This window comes from Vibrio sp. Y10_XG_PY6 (genome assembly GCF_024181795.1).
Taxonomy (GTDB): Bacteria; Pseudomonadota; Gammaproteobacteria; order Enterobacterales; family Vibrionaceae; genus Vibrio; species Vibrio diabolicus.
In genome coordinates, this window is sequence record NZ_JAMZAQ010000001.1 from 26,806 (window position 1) to 45,674 (window position 18,869).

The 18,869-nt window shown below is 46.0% G+C and carries 18 protein-coding genes; 10 read left to right on the forward strand and 8 right to left on the reverse strand.

Annotation, left to right across the window (positions count from 1 at the left end):
- Nucleotides 1–55: 55 nt before the first annotated feature.
- Nucleotides 56–418 carry a hypothetical protein gene (locus tag NL644_RS00145; protein ID WP_047009761.1) on the reverse strand — a complete coding sequence of 121 codons (363 nt, stop codon included), beginning with the start codon at nt 416–418 and terminating at the stop codon, nt 56–58.
- A gap of 283 nt (nt 419–701) precedes the next feature.
- Between NL644_RS00145 and NL644_RS00150 the strand changes: the two genes are divergently transcribed.
- The 5 genes from NL644_RS00150 (at nt 702) to NL644_RS00170 (ending at nt 4,925) form a co-directional block, all read left to right on the forward strand.
- Nucleotides 702–2,549, forward strand: coding sequence for a M3 family metallopeptidase (locus tag NL644_RS00150; protein WP_114322643.1), 1,848 nt, complete (start codon nt 702–704; stop codon nt 2,547–2,549).
- A gap of 65 nt (nt 2,550–2,614) precedes the next feature.
- Nucleotides 2,615–3,151, forward strand: coding sequence for a DUF924 family protein (locus tag NL644_RS00155; protein WP_114322644.1), 537 nt, complete (start codon nt 2,615–2,617; stop codon nt 3,149–3,151).
- A gap of 25 nt (nt 3,152–3,176) precedes the next feature.
- Nucleotides 3,177–3,887, forward strand: coding sequence for an HAD family hydrolase (locus NL644_RS00160; protein ID WP_114322645.1), 711 nt, complete (start codon nt 3,177–3,179; stop codon nt 3,885–3,887).
- A 96-nt stretch (nt 3,888–3,983) separates the two neighbouring features.
- Nucleotides 3,984–4,301 (forward strand): DUF4144 domain-containing protein, encoded by a 318-nt coding sequence (locus NL644_RS00165; protein ID WP_005460842.1) that lies wholly within the window; start codon nt 3,984–3,986, stop codon nt 4,299–4,301.
- A 138-nt stretch (nt 4,302–4,439) separates the two neighbouring features.
- Nucleotides 4,440–4,925, forward strand: coding sequence for a VOC family protein (locus NL644_RS00170; protein WP_025522697.1), 486 nt, complete (start codon nt 4,440–4,442; stop codon nt 4,923–4,925).
- A gap of 72 nt (nt 4,926–4,997) precedes the next feature.
- Here NL644_RS00170 and NL644_RS00175 read toward each other — a convergent pair whose 3' ends face one another.
- Nucleotides 4,998–5,912 carry a LysR family transcriptional regulator gene (locus NL644_RS00175; protein ID WP_253657857.1) on the reverse strand — a complete coding sequence of 305 codons (915 nt, stop codon included), beginning with the start codon at nt 5,910–5,912 and terminating at the stop codon, nt 4,998–5,000.
- Nucleotides 5,913–6,053: 141 nt separating this feature from the next.
- On the opposite strand from NL644_RS00175, the gene NL644_RS00180 reads away from it, so the two are divergent.
- From NL644_RS00180 to NL644_RS00195, 4 genes are all read left to right on the forward strand, one after another.
- Nucleotides 6,054–7,361, forward strand: a complete 1,308-nt coding sequence (locus NL644_RS00180) for a DUF1254 domain-containing protein (RefSeq protein WP_053313895.1) — start codon at nt 6,054–6,056, stop codon at nt 7,359–7,361.
- 151 nt (nt 7,362–7,512) lie between these two features.
- Nucleotides 7,513–8,355, forward strand: a complete 843-nt coding sequence (locus tag NL644_RS00185) for a LysR family transcriptional regulator (RefSeq protein WP_139060498.1) — start codon at nt 7,513–7,515, stop codon at nt 8,353–8,355.
- A 154-nt stretch (nt 8,356–8,509) separates the two neighbouring features.
- The gene (locus NL644_RS00190; protein WP_005391937.1) at nt 8,510–8,935 is read left to right on the forward strand and encodes a VOC family protein; all 426 of its coding nucleotides are present in this window, start codon (nt 8,510–8,512) and stop codon (nt 8,933–8,935) included.
- A 59-nt stretch (nt 8,936–8,994) separates the two neighbouring features.
- Nucleotides 8,995–9,507, forward strand: a complete 513-nt coding sequence (locus tag NL644_RS00195) for an O-acetyl-ADP-ribose deacetylase (protein ID WP_046875590.1) — start codon at nt 8,995–8,997, stop codon at nt 9,505–9,507.
- 133 nt (nt 9,508–9,640) lie between these two features.
- Here NL644_RS00195 and ygjK read toward each other — a convergent pair whose 3' ends face one another.
- From ygjK to NL644_RS00210, 3 genes are all read right to left on the reverse strand, one after another.
- Entirely contained in the window at nt 9,641–12,331 is a 2,691-nt protein-coding gene (gene ygjK / locus NL644_RS00200) for an alpha-glucosidase (protein WP_253657858.1), read from the reverse strand.
- 115 nt (nt 12,332–12,446) lie between these two features.
- The gene (locus NL644_RS00205; RefSeq protein WP_020841655.1) at nt 12,447–13,214 is read right to left on the reverse strand and encodes a hypothetical protein; all 768 of its coding nucleotides are present in this window, start codon (nt 13,212–13,214) and stop codon (nt 12,447–12,449) included.
- 455 nt (nt 13,215–13,669) lie between these two features.
- Entirely contained in the window at nt 13,670–14,806 is a 1,137-nt protein-coding gene (locus tag NL644_RS00210; protein WP_253658291.1) for an MBL fold metallo-hydrolase, read from the reverse strand.
- Between the two features lie 180 nt (nt 14,807–14,986).
- On the opposite strand from NL644_RS00210, the gene NL644_RS00215 reads away from it, so the two are divergent.
- On the forward strand, nt 14,987–15,232 hold the full coding sequence (locus NL644_RS00215; RefSeq protein WP_020841653.1) for a Rho-binding antiterminator: 246 nt from the start codon (nt 14,987–14,989) through the stop codon (nt 15,230–15,232).
- A 96-nt stretch (nt 15,233–15,328) separates the two neighbouring features.
- Here NL644_RS00215 and NL644_RS00220 read toward each other — a convergent pair whose 3' ends face one another.
- From NL644_RS00220 to ompW, 3 genes are all read right to left on the reverse strand, one after another.
- Nucleotides 15,329–16,819 (reverse strand): MDR family MFS transporter, encoded by a 1,491-nt coding sequence (locus NL644_RS00220; RefSeq protein WP_253657859.1) that lies wholly within the window; start codon nt 16,817–16,819, stop codon nt 15,329–15,331.
- On the reverse strand, nt 16,816–17,841 hold the full coding sequence (locus NL644_RS00225) for an HlyD family secretion protein (protein WP_005482880.1): 1,026 nt from the start codon (nt 17,839–17,841) through the stop codon (nt 16,816–16,818). The genes NL644_RS00220 and NL644_RS00225 overlap by 4 nt, the downstream gene beginning before the upstream one ends.
- Before the next feature lie 214 nt (nt 17,842–18,055).
- Nucleotides 18,056–18,700 carry an outer membrane protein OmpW gene (ompW, locus tag NL644_RS00230; protein WP_005391962.1) on the reverse strand — a complete coding sequence of 215 codons (645 nt, stop codon included), beginning with the start codon at nt 18,698–18,700 and terminating at the stop codon, nt 18,056–18,058.
- Nucleotides 18,701–18,869: the final 169 nt, after the last annotated feature.

Sequence of the window (18,869 nt, forward strand, 5' to 3'; positions counted from 1 at the left end):
CAGCGCACAAAGCGTTCCATAAACAGAAAAACCGAGCGACTTAACGCTCGGTTTTTTACTTTTGAACTTCTTGAATAAACAAGCCCATCTCTTCAAGATAATTGCCGTTTGAGCATCCCCAATCGGTGACTTCAATCAGCTCGGTAACTAACTGTCCAGATTCATCATTTTGTACTCGCTGCACAAACGCTTCAAAGCGTTCTAACTGCGCCTGAGTTTTAATTCCATGCACAGCATATTCTACAAGCAAGCCGTTGTATGTCTGCCAGCGCTGTTCACCTGAAACATCACTGCTTAAAATTACAGAGCACTTTTGTTGAATGTTCTCAACCGCATCATTTCTTGGCGGCGTGACAGAAGAGCATCCAACCAAAATCGTACCTAGCGCCAATAGCGTAACTTTTGTCTTATTTATCATATCGTTTCCATATGTACTGCCGCGATATAGAAATATTATTACACATGACAAAGATCATCGAGAGCGCCTCGCAGATTAATTAACTGATGAACTGTAAAACCCGTGCCAGCCTTAACACTGCGCACTCCGAACGCGTAACAACTCTTGCTAACTCATTAAAATGTAAACAAATAGTAAAATCACGTTTACGCAGTACACTACCAGCAAATTAATTTGTCCCTCCTTTATTATCAACAAGCGTGCAATAATTAGGGGTCTACTCCCAACCATTTGAAGGATCAAAATGACCGCAACGGATTATCTCAACGACCTCAATCAACGTTACCTCGCGATTCACCGCACCAAAGAAGATTTCTTTTGGGAAACTTACATGGGGATCAGCGATGACCATGATGGCTCGACGCAAGCACAAACCGCATGGACAAGCTTTTTAAGCAACGCCGAGCAAATTACTGCCATCAAACAACAGCTTGAAGCCGCGGACTCAATTACCGACCCACAAGAGAAACAGCAAACCATTACGGGTCTTTCTGGTTGGCTGGCGATGTTTGAATCTCACGCAATCGAGGGCGAAAAAGCACAAGCGTTGAAAAATCAGCTCATTGCCTTTGAAGCTGAGCTCTTCGAGAAAAAACAGAACCACGTACAAACGTTTACCGATGAAAACGGCGAGCAAGTGGAAGGTTCACTGCCAGTATTGAGCTCAACCATTCGCACCAACAATCATGAAGAAGTTCGCCAATCGGCTCACCAAGCGTTGCTGAACCTTGAACAATGGCTACTGCAAAACGGCTTTATAGAACTGATCAAACTGCGCAACCAGTTCGCTCGCTCACTGGGTTATGCGACCTTCTTTGATTACTCCGTGCAAAAAACGGAAAAGATGAGCTCTGAGCAGCTATTCGAGATTTTGGAAGATTTCGAACAACGCACGCGAGATGCGCACCTAAACAGCTTAGAAAACTTGGCGAAAGAGAAAGGCGCAAGCGCGCTAACAGGCTTCAACTTTGTTTACTCGTTCGCGGGTGACGTCATGCGTGACCTTGACCCATACGTGCCGTTCTCAAAATCTCTGAGACGCTGGGTAGAATCGTTTGGTCGTCTGAATATTGATTACTCTGGCGCGACGCTAACGCTTGATTTGTTAGACCGCAAAGGTAAGTACCCGAACGGGTTCTGCCACGGCCCGATCCCTTCTTTCTACAATCAAGGCGAATGGGTCGCTGCGCAGGTGAACTTTACCAGCAATGCCAAACCAGACCAAGTGGGCAGCGGCTACGACGGCATTAACACGCTGTTCCACGAAGGTGGCCACGCAGCACACTTTGCGAACGTAAAAATGAACGCGCCTTGTTTTTCACAGGAGTTTGCGCCAACGTCGATGGCTTATGCAGAAACTCAGTCGATGTTCTGTGACAGCCTGTTAACCGATGCCGATTGGCTAAAACAATACGCACTGGATGATGAAGGGAATCCGGTTACTGATGAGATCATTCAAGCGATGATCAACAGTCGTCAGCCATTCAAAGCTTATGAAGAACGTAGCATCTTGGTTGTGCCGTACTTTGAACGCGCGTTATATCAACTTAGCGATGACGAGTTAACGCCAGAGCGCATCACTAAGCTGGCTCGCGATTGTGAAAAACAGATCCTTGGTTTGGAATGCAGCCCTCGCCCACTGATGGCGATTCCACATTTGCTATCCGACGAAGCAGCTTGTGCGTATCAAGGTTACCTACTCGCGCACATGGCGGTGTACCAGACCCGTGCATACTTCCTTGAGAAGTTTGGCTATCTGACGGATAACCCAGAAATTGGCCCACTGCTGGCAAAACACTACTGGCACGCGGGCAATCATTTGTCACACAACGAAACCATTTTCAGCCTAACTGGCGAGGGGTTCAATGCTAAGTACTTGGCAGATGTATGTAATCTATCGCCAGAGCAAGCGTGGGAAGTACAGCAGAAGAAAATAGACTCACTTGCGACGCGAAAGCGAGCACCAGTTGCTTCACTGAACGCGACGATTAAAGTCGTCGACGGCAGTAAAGAACTGGCAAGCAACGCCATCTCTGACGAACAAATGTGTGACGATTTTGAACGTTACATCGTTGAGACTTACGGTCGATAACACGCCAAGAGCCAGAAGCCACGCTTCTGGCTTTTTACTATTAAGGCACAACAAAAGGAAGCGCCATGCATCAACAAATCATCAAGTTCTGGTTCGAGGAGCTAACGCCTCAAAACTGGTTTGAAAACACCCCAGAACTGGACAAAAATATTGCGTCACGATTTGCCTCGGTACTAGAACAAGCCGCTCGTTGTGAACTGTTTAATTGGCGTGACAGCGCACAAGGACGATTGGCCGAAATCATCGTCCTCGACCAGTTTTCACGTAATGTATATCGCAACACCCCAAAAGCGTTTGCGCAAGACCCGCTCGCATTAGCATTGGCTCAAGAAGCAATTCGGTTAGGACACGATCAAGAATTAGCGCCTGAGCAGCTAAGCTTTTTGTACATGCCGTTTATGCACAGCGAATCTCGCCTCATTCATGTCGAAGCTGAGAAATTGTTTCGCGCATCAGGGCTTGAAAATAACTACGATTTTGAGCTAAAACACAAAGCCATCATCGACCAATTTGGACGTTACCCACATCGCAACGCCATCTTGGGTAGAGAAAGCACACCTGAAGAGTTAACATTTTTGCAGCAACCCGGTTCCAGCTTTTAACCATCAATAACAACGAGAACGTTGAATGAAATTAGACGCCATATTGTGGGATTACGATGGGACACTCGTAAACTCTGTACCGAAAAACATCGACATCACCAAAGCGATCTTATCCATCGTTGCCCCGCATTTAACTGGCGATAATTTACCGAAATATCTCCATTCAGAAGCCAACTATCACTACGCAAACCACGCGGCGAAAAACTGGCAAGAGCTGTACGTGGATTACTACGGCATGTCCCATGATGAAATGCTACAAGCTGGTGGTTTATGGGCAGAGCATCAAGAGAAAAACCAAACACCAGTAACCCTGTTTGAAGGCATTGATGGCGTCATTAAAGAGTTTGCGCAGCTGCCTCACGGCATTTGCTCTCAAAACTCACAAAGCAATATTCGTCGAGTGCTGTCCGACAACGGCATCAGCGCGCCATTTAAATCCATCATCGGGTATGATGACGTCTCGAACGGACACCAAAAGCCCGATGCGTACAGTGGCATCAAATGCGTTGAGTCGATTTTTGGTCACGCAGAAAATCGACAGCTGATGTACATCGGTGACCATGAAGCCGACACGCAATTCGCACGCAACATCGAACAGCAGTTGGGTGGCCAAAGTAAGGTGATTGCCGTTGCAGCAGCGTACAGCGGCGCGATGCCAGAGCGTTGGAGCGTGCAACCAGATTACGTGGCAAAAACGGTTGACGAGCTGTTTTCGATTATTGCTCAACACACGTAATTTTTGACTGCGGTTTAAGGCCAACACCTTGAATGCCAGCGCTCACCTTGCCCTTTCAGACATTGAAACAATTTTAGCCACTACACTGGAGGCCCCATGGTTACATGGCCATGTTTATTGAAACTCGATGGCGACGATGAACTTATCTATTTGCGTTCTCATGCCGATCTTGATTCCGAATGCGAAGCGCTCATTTGGGGGCCAGATGATTACGTAATTGACTCAAATGGCAACACGTTCGGGTTGCAATACAACGATTCGAACACCACCGTTTTACAACCGGAAGAACGCACTCTGTCCGTCGAGGAAGTTACGTCACTCATCCAGTCGCATGAGTTTAGTCTCGCACAAAGGTGCATCATCAAAATTCACTTCACCTCGGTACAGCAAGCAGTTGAGGCATTAGCCAATTAGCTCGAACTCCGCTCACATTGATTACATATAATTATTATTTTTATAATTTATGATAATTTCATGTAATTAAAATCGCACCATATACTCTCCCACATCGAAACAAAACAACGTTTAAGCACACATGTTGGGAGCAAACAAATGAAAATGAATCATGTCGGTATTATGGTCGGAGATATGGATAAAGCGGTTGAGTTTTACACGCAAGCGCTTGGTCTAAAAGTCGTTATGGGCAACACGAAAGTGATTGAAGAACGCGAAACCGCAATTGGCAGAATGTGTATTGCGGTCTTTGGTGAGGGCTTTAAAGGCTTCAACATTGCGCATCTAGTGACAAGCGATGGCATCGGACTTGAGTTATTTGAAATGAAAGAGCGTCAAGCGCGCCATGAAGTGGATTTTTCTCGCATCGGTATCTTCCATTTCTGTTTGCAGACGGACGACTTTGAAGGTGCAATCAAGCGCACTGAAGCGTTTGGAGGCAAAGTTCGTATGGACATCATGCGTTACCACCCAGAAGACGATAACAAGCCTGCGAAAATGGTCTATCTAGAAGACCCATTCGGCAACCTGTTCGAGCTTTACTCGCACACTTATGAAGAAACTTACGCTTCTGAATACGAGTAATTGCATCAAGCAACACAACCGGGATCAGTGCGTTATTGAACCCGGTTGTTCAAACCGTTTCACCAACCATTGTTACGACTCAATGCCTAACGACTTCATCAACGATTCAACGGTATTGTTAACCCACAATATCAACGGATCATTACGGCGCTTTACGCTGTAAACGTAACCGAAGTTACCCTCTAATTTCGGCAGCGCGTCATCAAATTCGATAAAAGAAAAACGCTTATCTAACTGATTGATCAAGTGACGCGAACAAGGAAACAGCACATCGCTATCCGCAACCAAATTCAAAATGGTGTTGATGTGCGTGGTACGCAGTTGAATTCTTGGGACAACTGAAAAAGGCTGTAATAAGCGCGAGATGTGATCTTCTTTTTCATTCCAATGTTGGATGATGTGAACCGCGTACGCGTACTCTGAAATGTCATCCAAAGACATGCGTTTGCCACCATGCGGATGCGTCGAGCGACAGGCCAGAGCAAAGTCGTCCCGCCCGCCTTTTTTCTGAACCAGATGCTTCGGCAATTCCATAGGGAAATAGTTGATGCCAAAAGCGATTTCACCCGCATCGATTTTGTCTGGCGTGGTTTCCGTCCAGTCTTCGATCACCAAGTTCATAAACGGCGCTTCTTTGGCTAGCAGCTGAGTAAACGCGGCAGAAAACCATTGCGCAATGGACGAGTTGATCGCAACACGCAGAACACAGCTTTCGATCGCGGGATCAAAACTATGAGAAACATTCACTAGCTTGTCGATGTCGTTGATGATCCCAGAAAGCTGCGCTTTGATCTCTTCGGCTTTCGGCGTGAGCTCCATATTGGTGCCCTTGCGCACTAAAATGTCGTCGTTAAACAAATCCCGAATTTTACGCAAGCTTCGGCTCACAGCAGGCTGGCTGGTGCATAAACGCTCCGCAGCCGTTGTGGTGTTGCGTGTTTCAAGAATCACCGCAAGCACCTTGAGCAAATTGTAATCAAAGTTCATCAACGTTATCTCTTTAACTTTTCTCAAAGCATATCACTTTTGATATAGGCTAAATACCCACAATTCATTTCTGTAATAAATGGGCTAACAACTAAGCTTAGCTGGAAACATATCCTCACAACCAAATGGATGAAACCAGCCATGAAACAAAAATTACTCGTTACTCTATTGGGATTATCAGCGCTAGGAGCCAGCTCTGTATTTGCGGCTAACACCAATGTTGATCTTGCAGAAGATGCTTATATCTACGGCTACTCTATCGATGAAGCGTACAAGTTTTTCTATCACACGGCGGTAGAAAACAACTATCCACTGAACCGCTTTCAGAATATTCGTGCTCTAGCTGATGACTCTTACACCGCTCACCCAACCATTAATAACGATACGCTTCACCTTATGGGCTGGTTAGATGTTGCTGCAGAACCTGTCATTGTGAGCGTGCCTGATATGGATGAAGGCCGTTACTGGATCTTGCACACAATGGACATGGGCCACTACACCAACGCAGCGTTCAGTTCTCGTACTCGCGGCACAAAAGGCGGCCAGTTCATGTTTGCAGCACAAGATTGGCAAGGTGAAGTGCCAGCGTCTGTCGACGAAGTGGTTCGCGTAGACAGCAATCTTGTGAAGCTGATGGGTCGCATCATGGCAGTGAATGACGAAGACGCAAAAGTCGCGCTTAACTACATGGACCAATGGAACATTCGTACCCTATCGGAATATTTAGGTAAGAACGGGCCAAAACCAGTACAAAGAACGTATCCAGATCCAAAAAATTCAACATGGCTTGAACGCGTGAACTTCGTGCTATGTGATGGCTCGATGGGCAATGCAGACAAACAGTGGTTGGACAAATACCAATCTATCGGCGTTGAACCATGCAAAACTGACTTCACACCTGAGCAGCTAAAACTGGCAAAAGTTGGTGAGAAGAAAGGCATGGAACACCTCGTCGAACTTGCACCTAAAATGACAGATGCTCGTACGTTGCTTGGTACACGCGATACCTTGGGTGATGCGCCACGCGATATTTTTGCAGAAGGTACTTACCTTGGTCAGTGGGGTTTACCACCTATCGAAGCGTCTTACCGTAAATCAGATTTCGACAGCACTGGTCAAAAACTGGATGGTTCGAAGCATGATTACGTGATGCGCTTTAAAGCGCCGAACGTCAGCGAATTCTGGTCTGTTACTATTTACGGCAACGACAACCGTTTGATGGCGAAAAACGACCTAAACCGTCACAGCCGTGGCGACCGAACCATGAAAGCGGACAAAGACGGTTACTACACCATTTACATGAGTGCGAACGAGAAAGGCCGAGCAGACGATCCAAACTTCTTGCCAGTACCTGAAAAACCGTTCTACGCCATCATGCGTTTTTACGGCGCAGACGATGCAATCCAAAGTGGTGAGTATCAAATGCCTGAAATCAAAGTAGTTAAATAATTCGTTTTAACGAACCACTACTCTGTCGCCTCCTTAGCTCGTAAGTGCGTTAAGGAGGCTTATTTCAAGGTGGGTGCCTAGGGCGAACATCTAGCCCAAAAATCAAAGAGCCACCCACTGAATCTAGTGATTATTTTTATTTAGGTATCGTATGGATTTTAATCTAATCCAAACCTTTTTAATTGTTGCTGAATATCAATCTTACTCTCGCGCCGCAGAGCACCTAGGGCTAACTCAGCCAGCGATTAGCGCATCCATGAAGCGTTTGGAAAAAGAAACCAACAAATCGTTATTTGTGAAGGATGGGCGACAAATCAAACTCACTTCTGTAGCGCATCAGTTGCTACCTAAATTTCATCAGGCGTTTGCGATGATCAATGATGCCATTTCCGATCAAAGCACTTTCCGCCTGAGCTGTAACGAAGCGCTGCTCCACCGCATCACACCAACCAACACGATCAGCATTTGCGCCGATACGGATTTACCTTCGTTATTGAACGATCTACGACTTAAACAGATCGATTTGATTATTAGCCCAACGACCATTCATGACCCATCATTTATCAGTGAGTCAATTTTTGAAGAGCCAATGGTGGTGATTTGTCGTCAAGATCACCCACGTATCGCAGGAAAAATCGAACAAGAACAGTTTTATTCTGAAAAGCACTGTCGGTTTGTCGGAGACGAAGACTTCCCAGTTAGCAACACCGAAATTCACCAGCCAGGGCTGCAAGAGCGTGATGTGGAAATGATGACAACATCGCTCTCTGGCATGATGCTTTATGTGGCGAAACACGATTGCTTAGGCGTACTTCCCCTGTCTTTGGCGCAGAAATGGCAATCGGCTTTGAATCTGCAAGTCATTCAAACTCCAATGTTTTCCGAGCCAGTCAGCTATAAGCTGATTTTCCATAAACGAGATGAATCCAGCACTTCCCATCAATGTTTGCGAGCTTGGGCGCGTGACCAATTTGCTACAGGCCTAAACGCCTGACTCGGTCGCACATCAAGGCATTTCGCCAAAAACTCTTTCTCTCTTCTTAAACGCACTCTTTATGACTAAATGCGCATATGTTAAAAATGGCTTAACGATCAATATGGACGTTCAGGTCGTATACTTTTCCATAACCGCACAAAAGGAGTGAAGCATGCCCACCAACAACCCAATCGCAATCCAAGCCCTTGATCATGTCGTGTTAAGAACGTGCAACCTCGACGCCATGTTGCATTTCTATCGAGATATTTTGGGCTGCCCTGTCGAGCGCGAAGTAATGGAGCTTGGTTTAACCCAGCTCAGGGCTGGTAACGCATTGATTGATGTGGTGACGGTGGACAGCGAGTTAGGGCAACTTGGCGGAAAGCCACCAGTTCAAAATGGTCGTAATATTGACCATTTTTGCCTGCAACTAGCGCCTTTTTCCGAAAATGAAATACTGGAATATCTGCGTTCGAACGGCATTGAAACCGAAGAGTTTGCGAAGCGGTATGGCGCACAAGGGTTCGGTAGATCACTCTATATACATGATCCGGAAGGAAATGTCGTCGAGTTAAAACCTCAAGTCATTGATGAGTAAGCTACACTTAACTGTGTTACTGACCATTTGTTTCTCATCATTTTAGAAGGCTCAAAAAAATGAACGCGATCTCGTTAGTCCAAGGCGACATTACCACCGCACATGTCGATGCCATCGTGAATGCAGCAAACCCGAGAATGCTCGGCGGAGGTGGCGTCGATGGTGCCATTCATCGCGCAGCAGGGCCTGCGCTTATCAATGCGTGTTATGCCGTTGATGATGTCGACGGTATTCGATGCCCGTTTGGTGACGCACGCATTACTGAGGCTGGCAATTTAAACGCGCGTTACGTCATTCATGCCGTTGGCCCGATTTACGATAAATTCGCCGATCCAAAAGCGGTGTTGGAATCTGCATATCAACGTTCGCTGGATCTCGCGCTCGACAAGCATTGCCAAAGTGTGGCACTGCCTGCGATTTCTTGCGGAGTGTATGGTTACCCGCCCCAAGAAGCAGCAGAAGTCGCGATGGCCGTTTGCCAAAGACCGGAATACGCGGCACTCGACATGCGCTTTTACTTGTTTAGTGAAGAGATGCTTTCGATTTGGCAACGCGCCCTGACCCAGCACTAAAATCTGTGTGACAAGAGACATAAAAAAACCGGACTGCCAATACAGTCCGGTTTGTCTTATTTATCACTGAATTATCGTTCGTTAAGCGCTACGAATGCTAGGGGGGTCATCCAGGGCGCCTAATGTGTGCGATCTAGTTTTTGAAGAATCCGTTGTACATCATGTACAAATGCGCCGCAGACCAAGAGAAGTTCGACGCACCTTGTACCGCGCCCGTCTCTGGGTTGTAGTTTTCACGGATTGGCATGTCACCCGTCATACCTTCTGCGTTGTTAAACAGCTCATTCGCCATTGCAATCGCTTCTTCTTTGTAGCCGTAGTTTTCCATCGCACGGAAGCCAAAGTACACTTGGTCTAGCCATACACGACCACGCCAGTACACATCTTTACCGTAAGCAGGGTTGGTTTGCGATGCGGTCGGCAAAGGCACACCCGTTCCTTGGAATTTATCTGGCGTGTTGAACTCGTCTTGATCACGCATCACCGCGATCACTTTATCGGCATGCTCTTGCGTTGCTGCACCATTAAACAGCGGCGACCAACCTTCAGGGCCTTTTCCACGCTCTACAATCGGCAAACCCGCACAGCCATTTGCAAGAGGCGCAGGAGTAGTGCCATCTTCAGCCACATTTAAGTGAATGTCGTAGAAGAATCCTGTGCTTTCATCAAACATACATTGGTTAATGTAAGTCTTGATTTTTTCTGCGCCGTTAAGGAATTCTTGCGCACGATCTTTACCTTCTACGCCATCGGACACCAACTTCGCCATTTCCGCTAAGTATTTGTTGTCTGAGTACATGTAAGAGGCTTGATCCACCGATTCTTGCAGCATAGAGAAGCCAAGCAGCTCGCCGTCCGCAGCATTATTGTTGGTGCGATTTTCTGCAAAACGAACTTCCCAATCTTTCTTCGCAAGGTCGAGTTTCGCTAAGTTTTCCGCTGACGTATTGCTGTACACCCACTCTTCGCCTTCCAGCTTGATGCTGTTATCAAAGCCGTACGCACTTGCCGCGTAGCGACCAAGTTGATCCACATTTCTGTCTGGGTTGCTGATGTCTTCAGCTTGCGAATTCATATTGTGGATATTGTAGATAAAACCAAAACGAGCCGCGTTATCCATGCCCGATTCCCAGCCCGCCGCTTCTTGTGCGCCGACGTGAATCGTCATGTAATCCACTTCATCGAGAATCTTATTGTAAGACGCCATGCCTTTTACTTTATAAGAATTGCCGTTTTGCTCGATGATGTCTTCTGCCGGAATAATGGTCGTGAAGTTAGGATCGCGCGTTTCTACCCAAACGTACATCACGCCTTCTTCCGTGTTGTGTGCTGGGTCCACTGCCGCGCCGTATTCAGGCACACCATTTTGGTTGTGGTCGCGGTTTGATAGCCACCAATCGTGGTATGCCACCAACTTCGGATACATTTCATCAATGAATTTTTGCGCGTCTTCTGGGCGATCAAACTGGTTCACGAGAGCGTGATACACCTCCATCACAGACCATGCCGCCAACGATGGTTTCGTATTGCGTTCGTTCCAGTTTTCAGAGCCAGCACCACCACGACTAATAGGTTTGGTGTACGTCAACACATCCAGCAAGTAGCCTTTGTCTTGCGGACGAATCTTGTCATCAGCTTGAACTTGTTCTTGGAATACCGTGCGAATGTTGTCCATCGCAACATCTGGGTTGAAATGCGCCATCGCGTACGCTTGTTTCCACGAATCCCACGGCCACGTTAAGTTACCAGAGAACCAACGCGCAGTGACCGATGGCGTGACTGTCGCTTGTTCAATATCGCCCGCCGCAGAGCGCCAGTTACCGTTTAGGGTCTCCATCGCTTTTACGGCCACACGAGCTTGGTCTGCTGTCGCTTCTTTGTTGATAAGACCATTCGCTAAATAGCCGTCCCAACGCGCTTTCGACGCTTCCATGTATTGAGTTGGATTCGCCAATACGTCTTGCAATCTCAACGATTCTGACTGCACTTCTTTCGCATTGTGCAGGTTAGAATAGGCCGTATAAACCGCCGATATTTGCTCAGCTGGTAGGCTCATCTCCGCGGTAGAACTGAATGAGATTTCGTTGGTGAACGTCTTCGTCGGTAGAGAACGAGTAATGCGGAACTCGGCATCGCGGTCATTACGGATCGCCCAGTTGTCTTTCATCTCGCTAAAGTTAATTTTAATGCCGTTCTCGATGGTCGAAATCTGGCGCTTGTAATCTGGGTAGTACTGCGCCACGGTTTGGTCTTTTCGCGTCGACAGCGCGTATTTCACCAACTCGCCGTCCCACTCCAACGCCAAGTTCATATCACGATCAGTTTTGTTAGTGATGAGCGTTTCTACCAACGAAGAACGGTCAGTTACGAAGCGCAGCACCATTTGCACGTGAATATCCTCCAAGTCCAACACCTGCACTAACGCACCTGGAATGGAATAGACTTTCGCTTCTGCGTTCGATAAGTCGTAAGTTTGGCCACTCACTTTGTCGGTCAACGTGAGCTTGTCGAACGTTTGGCCAGACATAAAATGCGCGTACTCTTGCGTCACTTGCATAATACCGCCGAAAGCGCCATAACCCGCCGCATCTTCAGGTAGCAAATGGCCATGCCACGCGCCGTTATCCGTCAACGCGTTGTACTTCAGGTTCGAATAACTGTCGTAATCACGCAGGTAAGTTGGATTACCAGTACGATCAATCACGTTAGTAAATTCCGAAGTTGGCGCCTGTGGTAAACGGATTTCAGTTTTATCATTGGAACCACATCCAACAAGCGAAATAGTAGCCCCGATCAGAACGGCAAGTGTGCTCTTTTTAAACATACTTTTTCCCTATTATTTACGTTATTTTTATATTCTCATTTATATAAATGAGTGTTTTTAGTGTGCAGAAGCCCGGCTCGCACTAAATAAGCACAAGCTTCCGATAATTATTCTTTTATTTTTCTTTAGCGATAGTGATGGCTTTTAATAAATCGCCATTAATATTCGGAATTGTGTCAGCCAAAAATATCTGATTACCAGGTGTGAAAGTGAGTAAAACGTTTTTTAGTCGTTGACTGTTTTCACTGGTTTTATTTTGAACATCAAACTCAATTAGTTTGTTGTACACTTCATTTGCCAGTTTTTCTTCTTGTTCTTCGGTAATCGCAATACGTCCAACACAAATTGGAGGTCGAATATCGTGGCTAAACACTTCTTCACGAAAGCGCTGTGCAAATAGCGTGTCTAAATTTGAACCTTCTTCAAAAATAAAGCGGCCTGTATCTTTAAATTGATAGTGTTTATCCCCTTTCAGTTCAATGTAATCCATCATTTCTAGTGCACGTAAATAGAGCGCAACGGAAGTATCACTCAGCTGGTATCTCCGAGCGATCTCTTCTAAAGACCACTCAGGTCGACGCAAAAGATAAAGAAAATCAAATAAGTGAGGATATTGATGAAAAATCTCACTGTTGGTGTCGGTGATAAACTGTTCACTCTCTTGCTGCAGCTGCTTACCTCGCATGGATAACTCAACCAAATCCGTATCAAGGTGCGTGGCGTACAACAAGATTTTATCTAAACCAAGAGACGTATTGTGAAGCTGCCTTTTTATAGTAGAAAGCGGGATTCCAAGTCCAATAGAAAGCTCGGAATATCCAATGCCTTTTTCTTTTATTTTTTCTCGTAAAGCAGCAAGTAAATACGTTGCAGAATTATTCATCTAACAATGCCTGTATTTTATTTATTCAGCATCCATGATGATAAATTCAAGAGAGTCCTACTCTTGTGATTTTAGTCTCAATATTCTATCTTGTTGGCGTAAAACATGTCTTATCCAAAATATTTTTTACTTTTCTTTAACTGGATGTATTTTACCCACCACGAACAAGTTATGGCCATTTCTCTATGGGCTTATCAAGATAATAGTCAGTATAATTGTTTTGAAGAGTAAAATTAAGATGGCAAAGATTTTTACTAAAACTTTTCTGATAAGAGCGCAAATTTTCAGATGAAAAGTATCAAAAAATGACACCAATCGATTTATAAAAGCGTGAGATCACAATTGGAAAGTGAACCTATGGAAATTTTTAATTTCAATGATCAGTAAAAACCTTGTTATATTCTGAAAATAACAAGGTTAATTTATAAAATAATTATTGAAGTAAGATCATGTTATTAAGTAAAAATTATATCTTGCTCACATATTTCTTTTTCTCGCCACCATTGTTTATTTATATGTTCTTGATGAACGTAAAAACTCTCCCCCGGCATTGGCGTCAGCAGCGTTATATGTTCTTTTTGACAATGGGTAAGCAAATCTAAAATCGGTTCGTCCCAGCGGTGAGTAAACAGTTCGTATGTAGCCCAATGTACTGGCAACAGTTTTTTCGCATTTAAATCGCGAAACGCTTGCACGGTATGATGAGCCTGCATGTGCCCCCAGTTTTCGACCGGATAACCTTGGTCTTTCACATCGGCAGCCACTTCCAAACAGGCAATGTCGATTGGCCCACATCGCTGTGCGATCTCAGAAAAGTGCGAATCGTAAGCTGAATCGCCACTAAAATAGAGCGTCTCTTCTTTTCCTTTGATGACCCAAGAAGCCCACAAGGTCGAGTTTTTATCGAAATAAGTACGACCCGAATTATGGTTAGCGGGCGTACAAATCAGTTCGATTCCGGCATAGTGCACGCTATCCCACCAGTCGAATTCCACGATGTTGTCTGCGCAAACGCCCCACTTTATCAGATGCTTGCCAACCCCTAAGGGTACATAGAACGTCACGGGCTTATCGGCGTAGAAACGTATGGTCGATGCTTCTAAATGGTCGTAATGATCGTGCGAAATCACGATAATTTCAGGAATCGGCAAACAATCTCTGGCGTGAGTATTGGGAATATTGCGTTCAAACCACGCTTTTGCGATGAACGGAGAAGCGTAATCAAATACCGGATCGGTCAGAATTCGAATGCCATCGACCTCCACCAGCATAGTGGAATGGCCCAGCCAAGTAAGGCGCATCGATTCACTTCGCTGCGCAAACTGCGTAGGTTGAATTGGGGAATGTGGCAGATGTTCGTTAGGACTCAACGGCGTTCTACCACCAAGATAACTCCAACACACCTGCCAGAATGATTGCGGACTAGGCACATTTGGCATCTCGTTTTTAACGCGGCCGTTTTCAAATTGAGGCGAGTGGTGAACACGGTGCGCCAACTGCGCATGGTAGGTTTGAGGCGGAATCAGTGAACTTGGCTTTTGTGTCTTTTGTTCACTCGTTAGGTATGTGCGCTTAAGTATCGTTTCAGACATATCGTAGTTTTGTCTCGCTTGCGAACGCTCAACAGTAGGTTTATTAAAACGTGCGTGTATGTCTATTTCGTGACCAAAATGAGGTGTAAGATGAAGATTCAGTTTCAATCAAACGTCTTCTATTTAAGGATACGGTTCTCAAACCTTCTGAATACTGCGTCGGTTTGAAAGGAGAAAACTATGGTGACTTGCAGCCAATACGATTTTATTGAAATCGCCTGTATGTTTAAGCTCCCGATCGAGATCACACTAAAAAATGGTGAAACTCATCAGGGCAACGCGTTCGACACAGGCTACGACATGCAGCGACAAGAGTGCTTATTTTTAGATATGGATGGTGAGCACATCGCCTTCCCGACTGAACAATTAGTCGCAATGCGCGCGCTCAAAGCCAATCCGCATTTTGATGAAGTGACGTTTGAGTAAACGTCCTTCTTTCACTGATACCGTCCAATAAAAAACGCCTCTCAAGCTGACACAACTTGAGAGGCGTTCTCTGGCACAGTTCACCTGAACTTGTTGTTATTCACGCGACCGGATGAAAACCAGCATCGGCATCATGATCACGAACATCACTCCTACAAGCTGGAAAGTGTGTACAAACGCAACCATTTGCGATTGCTGCTGCAACATCTGTTGGTATTGGTCTAACGCAACCGGGTCGGTAATAGAAAGCCCCTGATTGGCCGCCCAGTCATGCAAGTTAGGATTATAAGGATTAATACCCTCTCCCAGCGCATGCCATTGCTGCTGACTATCACGATATTGGAACGTGGTGGCGATAGAGATACCAAACGAACTACCAATCGTACGGAACAGATTGTAAATACTTGCCGCCGCGACAGATTGCTCTTTCGGAATCGTTAAATACGCCAAGGTGGACAGAGTCGAGAAGGTTAAACCAAGCCCCATGCCCTGAATCATACTCGGCATCACAATCCAAAATGTATCGATCTGCAGTGAGTATTGCGTCATCAAATAACTACCAATCCCGATGCAGCTCAAGCCAAAGACTATTTTGATTCTGGGATCGAATTGCGGATTGAGCTTAATCACCAAAATCAACATCGCCGCTGACGCCAACCCACGCGGTGCCATTAATAAGCCAGTGGTTGAGACCGGATAATCCAGCAAACTTTCCAACAACATCGGTTGTTGAGTCGTCAGACCAAACATCGCCATCGACACCACGGCAATCATCAATGACGAGACCATAAGGTTTCGGTCTTTAAGCAGCCATAATGGCGCTATTGGGCTTTTGGTTTTCCAACTACGATAGATCCACATCACCAATCCCATGACTGCGAGTAATATCGCGGTCTGGATCATGCGTGAGTTGAGCCAGTCTTCTTCGTTACCTTTATCCAACACAAACTGCAGCGCGCCCACACCTAACGCCATGTAACCGATGATCCACCAGTCAAAGTTAGGTTTGGATTTGTTGTCGATGTGGATATAACGATAAATCAAAGAGGTACAGATCAAACCGAATGGCAAGTTGATGTAAAAAATCCAGCGCCAATTGATGTTGTCGGTGATCACGCCACCCACGACTGGGCCCAAAATAGGACCAAGCAAAATGCCTATGGAGAAAATCGCCATCGCTTTGCCTTTTTGTTCGTACGGATAAATCCGCACTAACGTCGACTGCGCCAATGGAATCACCGACGCGCCGAAAGCGCCTTGGATAATGCGAAACAGCACCATTTCTTCAAGAGACTGTGCTTGCCCACAAAGCGCACTGGCAATCACAAAACCGATCACAGCAACCAGCATGACTTTGCGTTCACCAAAGCGCGACACCCAGAAACTGGTCATCGGAATGAAGATCGCTTCCGCCATGCTGTAACCCGTCAACACCCAAGTAATTTGGTCTGCCGTTGCGCCCAACGCGCCCATCATGTGCGATAGCGACACGTTCGCAACGGTCATATCGATTAACACCATGATGGCAGAAAGCATCACGGCGACGGTGGCAATCCCCCGTTTGTCTGCCGTAATTTGATGGCTCATTGCACGCTACTTTGCAAATCAATGGTGACTTCTGAGCTCGCACCAACGCGAAGTTGCGGCGCATCGGCCGGTACTTCTAATGCCAAACGTACAGGGAAACGCTGTTTAATTTTAACCCAGTTACCCGTTGCGTTTTCTGGTGGCATCAAGGAGAACGATGTACCACTCGCTGGCGACAGCTGTTCTACCGTTGCTTTCCACACCACGTCTGGGTACATATCAATCACCACATCCGCATGCATGCCAGGTTTAATATGAGTAAGATCGGTTTCTTTAAAGTTCGCGCGTACCCAATAGCTGTCTTTTAAAATCACAGGGAACAGCGTTTGACCCACGCTAACGACCGAGCCTACGTGCGTATTGATTTCACCGGCAATGCCATCCACTGGTGACGTAATGTCGGTGTAGCTCAAGTTCAGCTCCGCTTGCGCTAACTGTGCGGCCGCTTGTTGAACAACCGCAGCCTCTGCGCCTTCTTCACCACGGTTCGCAATGGCTTTTTCTACCGTCGCACGCGCTTGCTCTAGGCTCGCTTGGGCATTGGCTAGTTTGTTTTTCGCCGTATCTAAATCTTGGTCCGACGCCAGTTTGCGTTTCACCAAGGAATCCGTACGTTTGTATTCCACTTGCGCTTCTGTCAGGTTAGAGCGCGCCGCATCTAAGCCCGCAACGGCTTCAGTTACCTGCTTATCGGCAACGTCATGTTGCTGGACCGCCAATTGGTATGCCGCTTTTGCTTGCTTCACTGCCAACAGATATGGGCGCGAATCAATCTTCAGCAGTAGATCACCTTTGTTAACAGATTGGAAGTCTTTGACATCCACAGAAACCACTTGGCCTTTTACCTGAGGCGCTACCGACAAAATTTTTGCCCTAACGTAGGCATCTTCCGTGCTTGGATGACTGTCAGAATACTGCCAAGACCAATACATCGCACCAAATGCGATAACACAGAGAGTAAAGAAAAGAGTTTTTACCAGCTTAGATCTGGAGGAAGAATGCTTCGCGATGTCGCCGCTCATTTATATTGTCCACTTGTTCAATTATGTGATCAGTGTAGGACTTTTCGATCTTCGGACAATAAAATGATCTGCAAGGTAAAGATCCAATTTTGCGTGTTGCTAAGTTGAGTAAATGATGTGCAATCAAAACGAGGATAAAAAAGAGGGGCAGTCCCCGTAACCGCCCCCAAAGTCATGCCAATAATAGTAATGTGCGTGTAACTACTGGTTTTTCTTAGAACTTGTAACCGCCGCTGATCATAAATACCCAAGGGTTAATTTTGACGTCGGTTTTTTGCTTCGCTCCACCTGCTTTGTAAGTTGCTTCTGTTTCAATGTTTGCGTACCACGCAGCAGCGTTGAGGAACCATTGATCGTTGATCATGTAATCCACACCAATATTCGCTGCTAGACCGAATGAGTCATCCAACTTAAGATCTGAAAGACCAGCGCCTTTACCCGTGCTATTGAAGCCCTCATCAAAGAACATGGTGTAGTTGAGACCTGCACCAACGTATGGACGGAACTTACTTTGTGGCTCGCCAAAGTAGTACTGAACCATAAGCGTTGGTGGAAGGTGTTTGGTGTCCGCGATATCACCAAGACCTAACAAATCTGTTGAGATATCGTGGCTGAATGGCGTTGCTGCTAGAAGCTCTAGGCTGATGTTATCTGTGAACATGTAGCCAAACGTCAAACCAAGCTGCGTATTTGAATCCACTTTCAATTCTTCTTGAGAACCAAGAATCTTATCGCTGCTGTCATTTGGAACGACAGACGCCGCACCAACACGAAGAACGAAGTCACCTTGTTTATGAGCGAAAACACTTGGTGACACGAGTGCAGCAACCACTGCTAGACTGCAGATTGTTTTTTTCATTTTTTATTTCCTTTTATAGGGCTTCGTTATGTCGTACCCAAAGGTGTGCCTGCTGACTGGCCTTAGATTTCAAGTAAACTCATTGCCTTGAAGCACACGGGCATCTATATTTTTTTGAGCTGCGCGCAATCTAGCACATAGAAACCCTACTATTTTGATGGAAATCAAT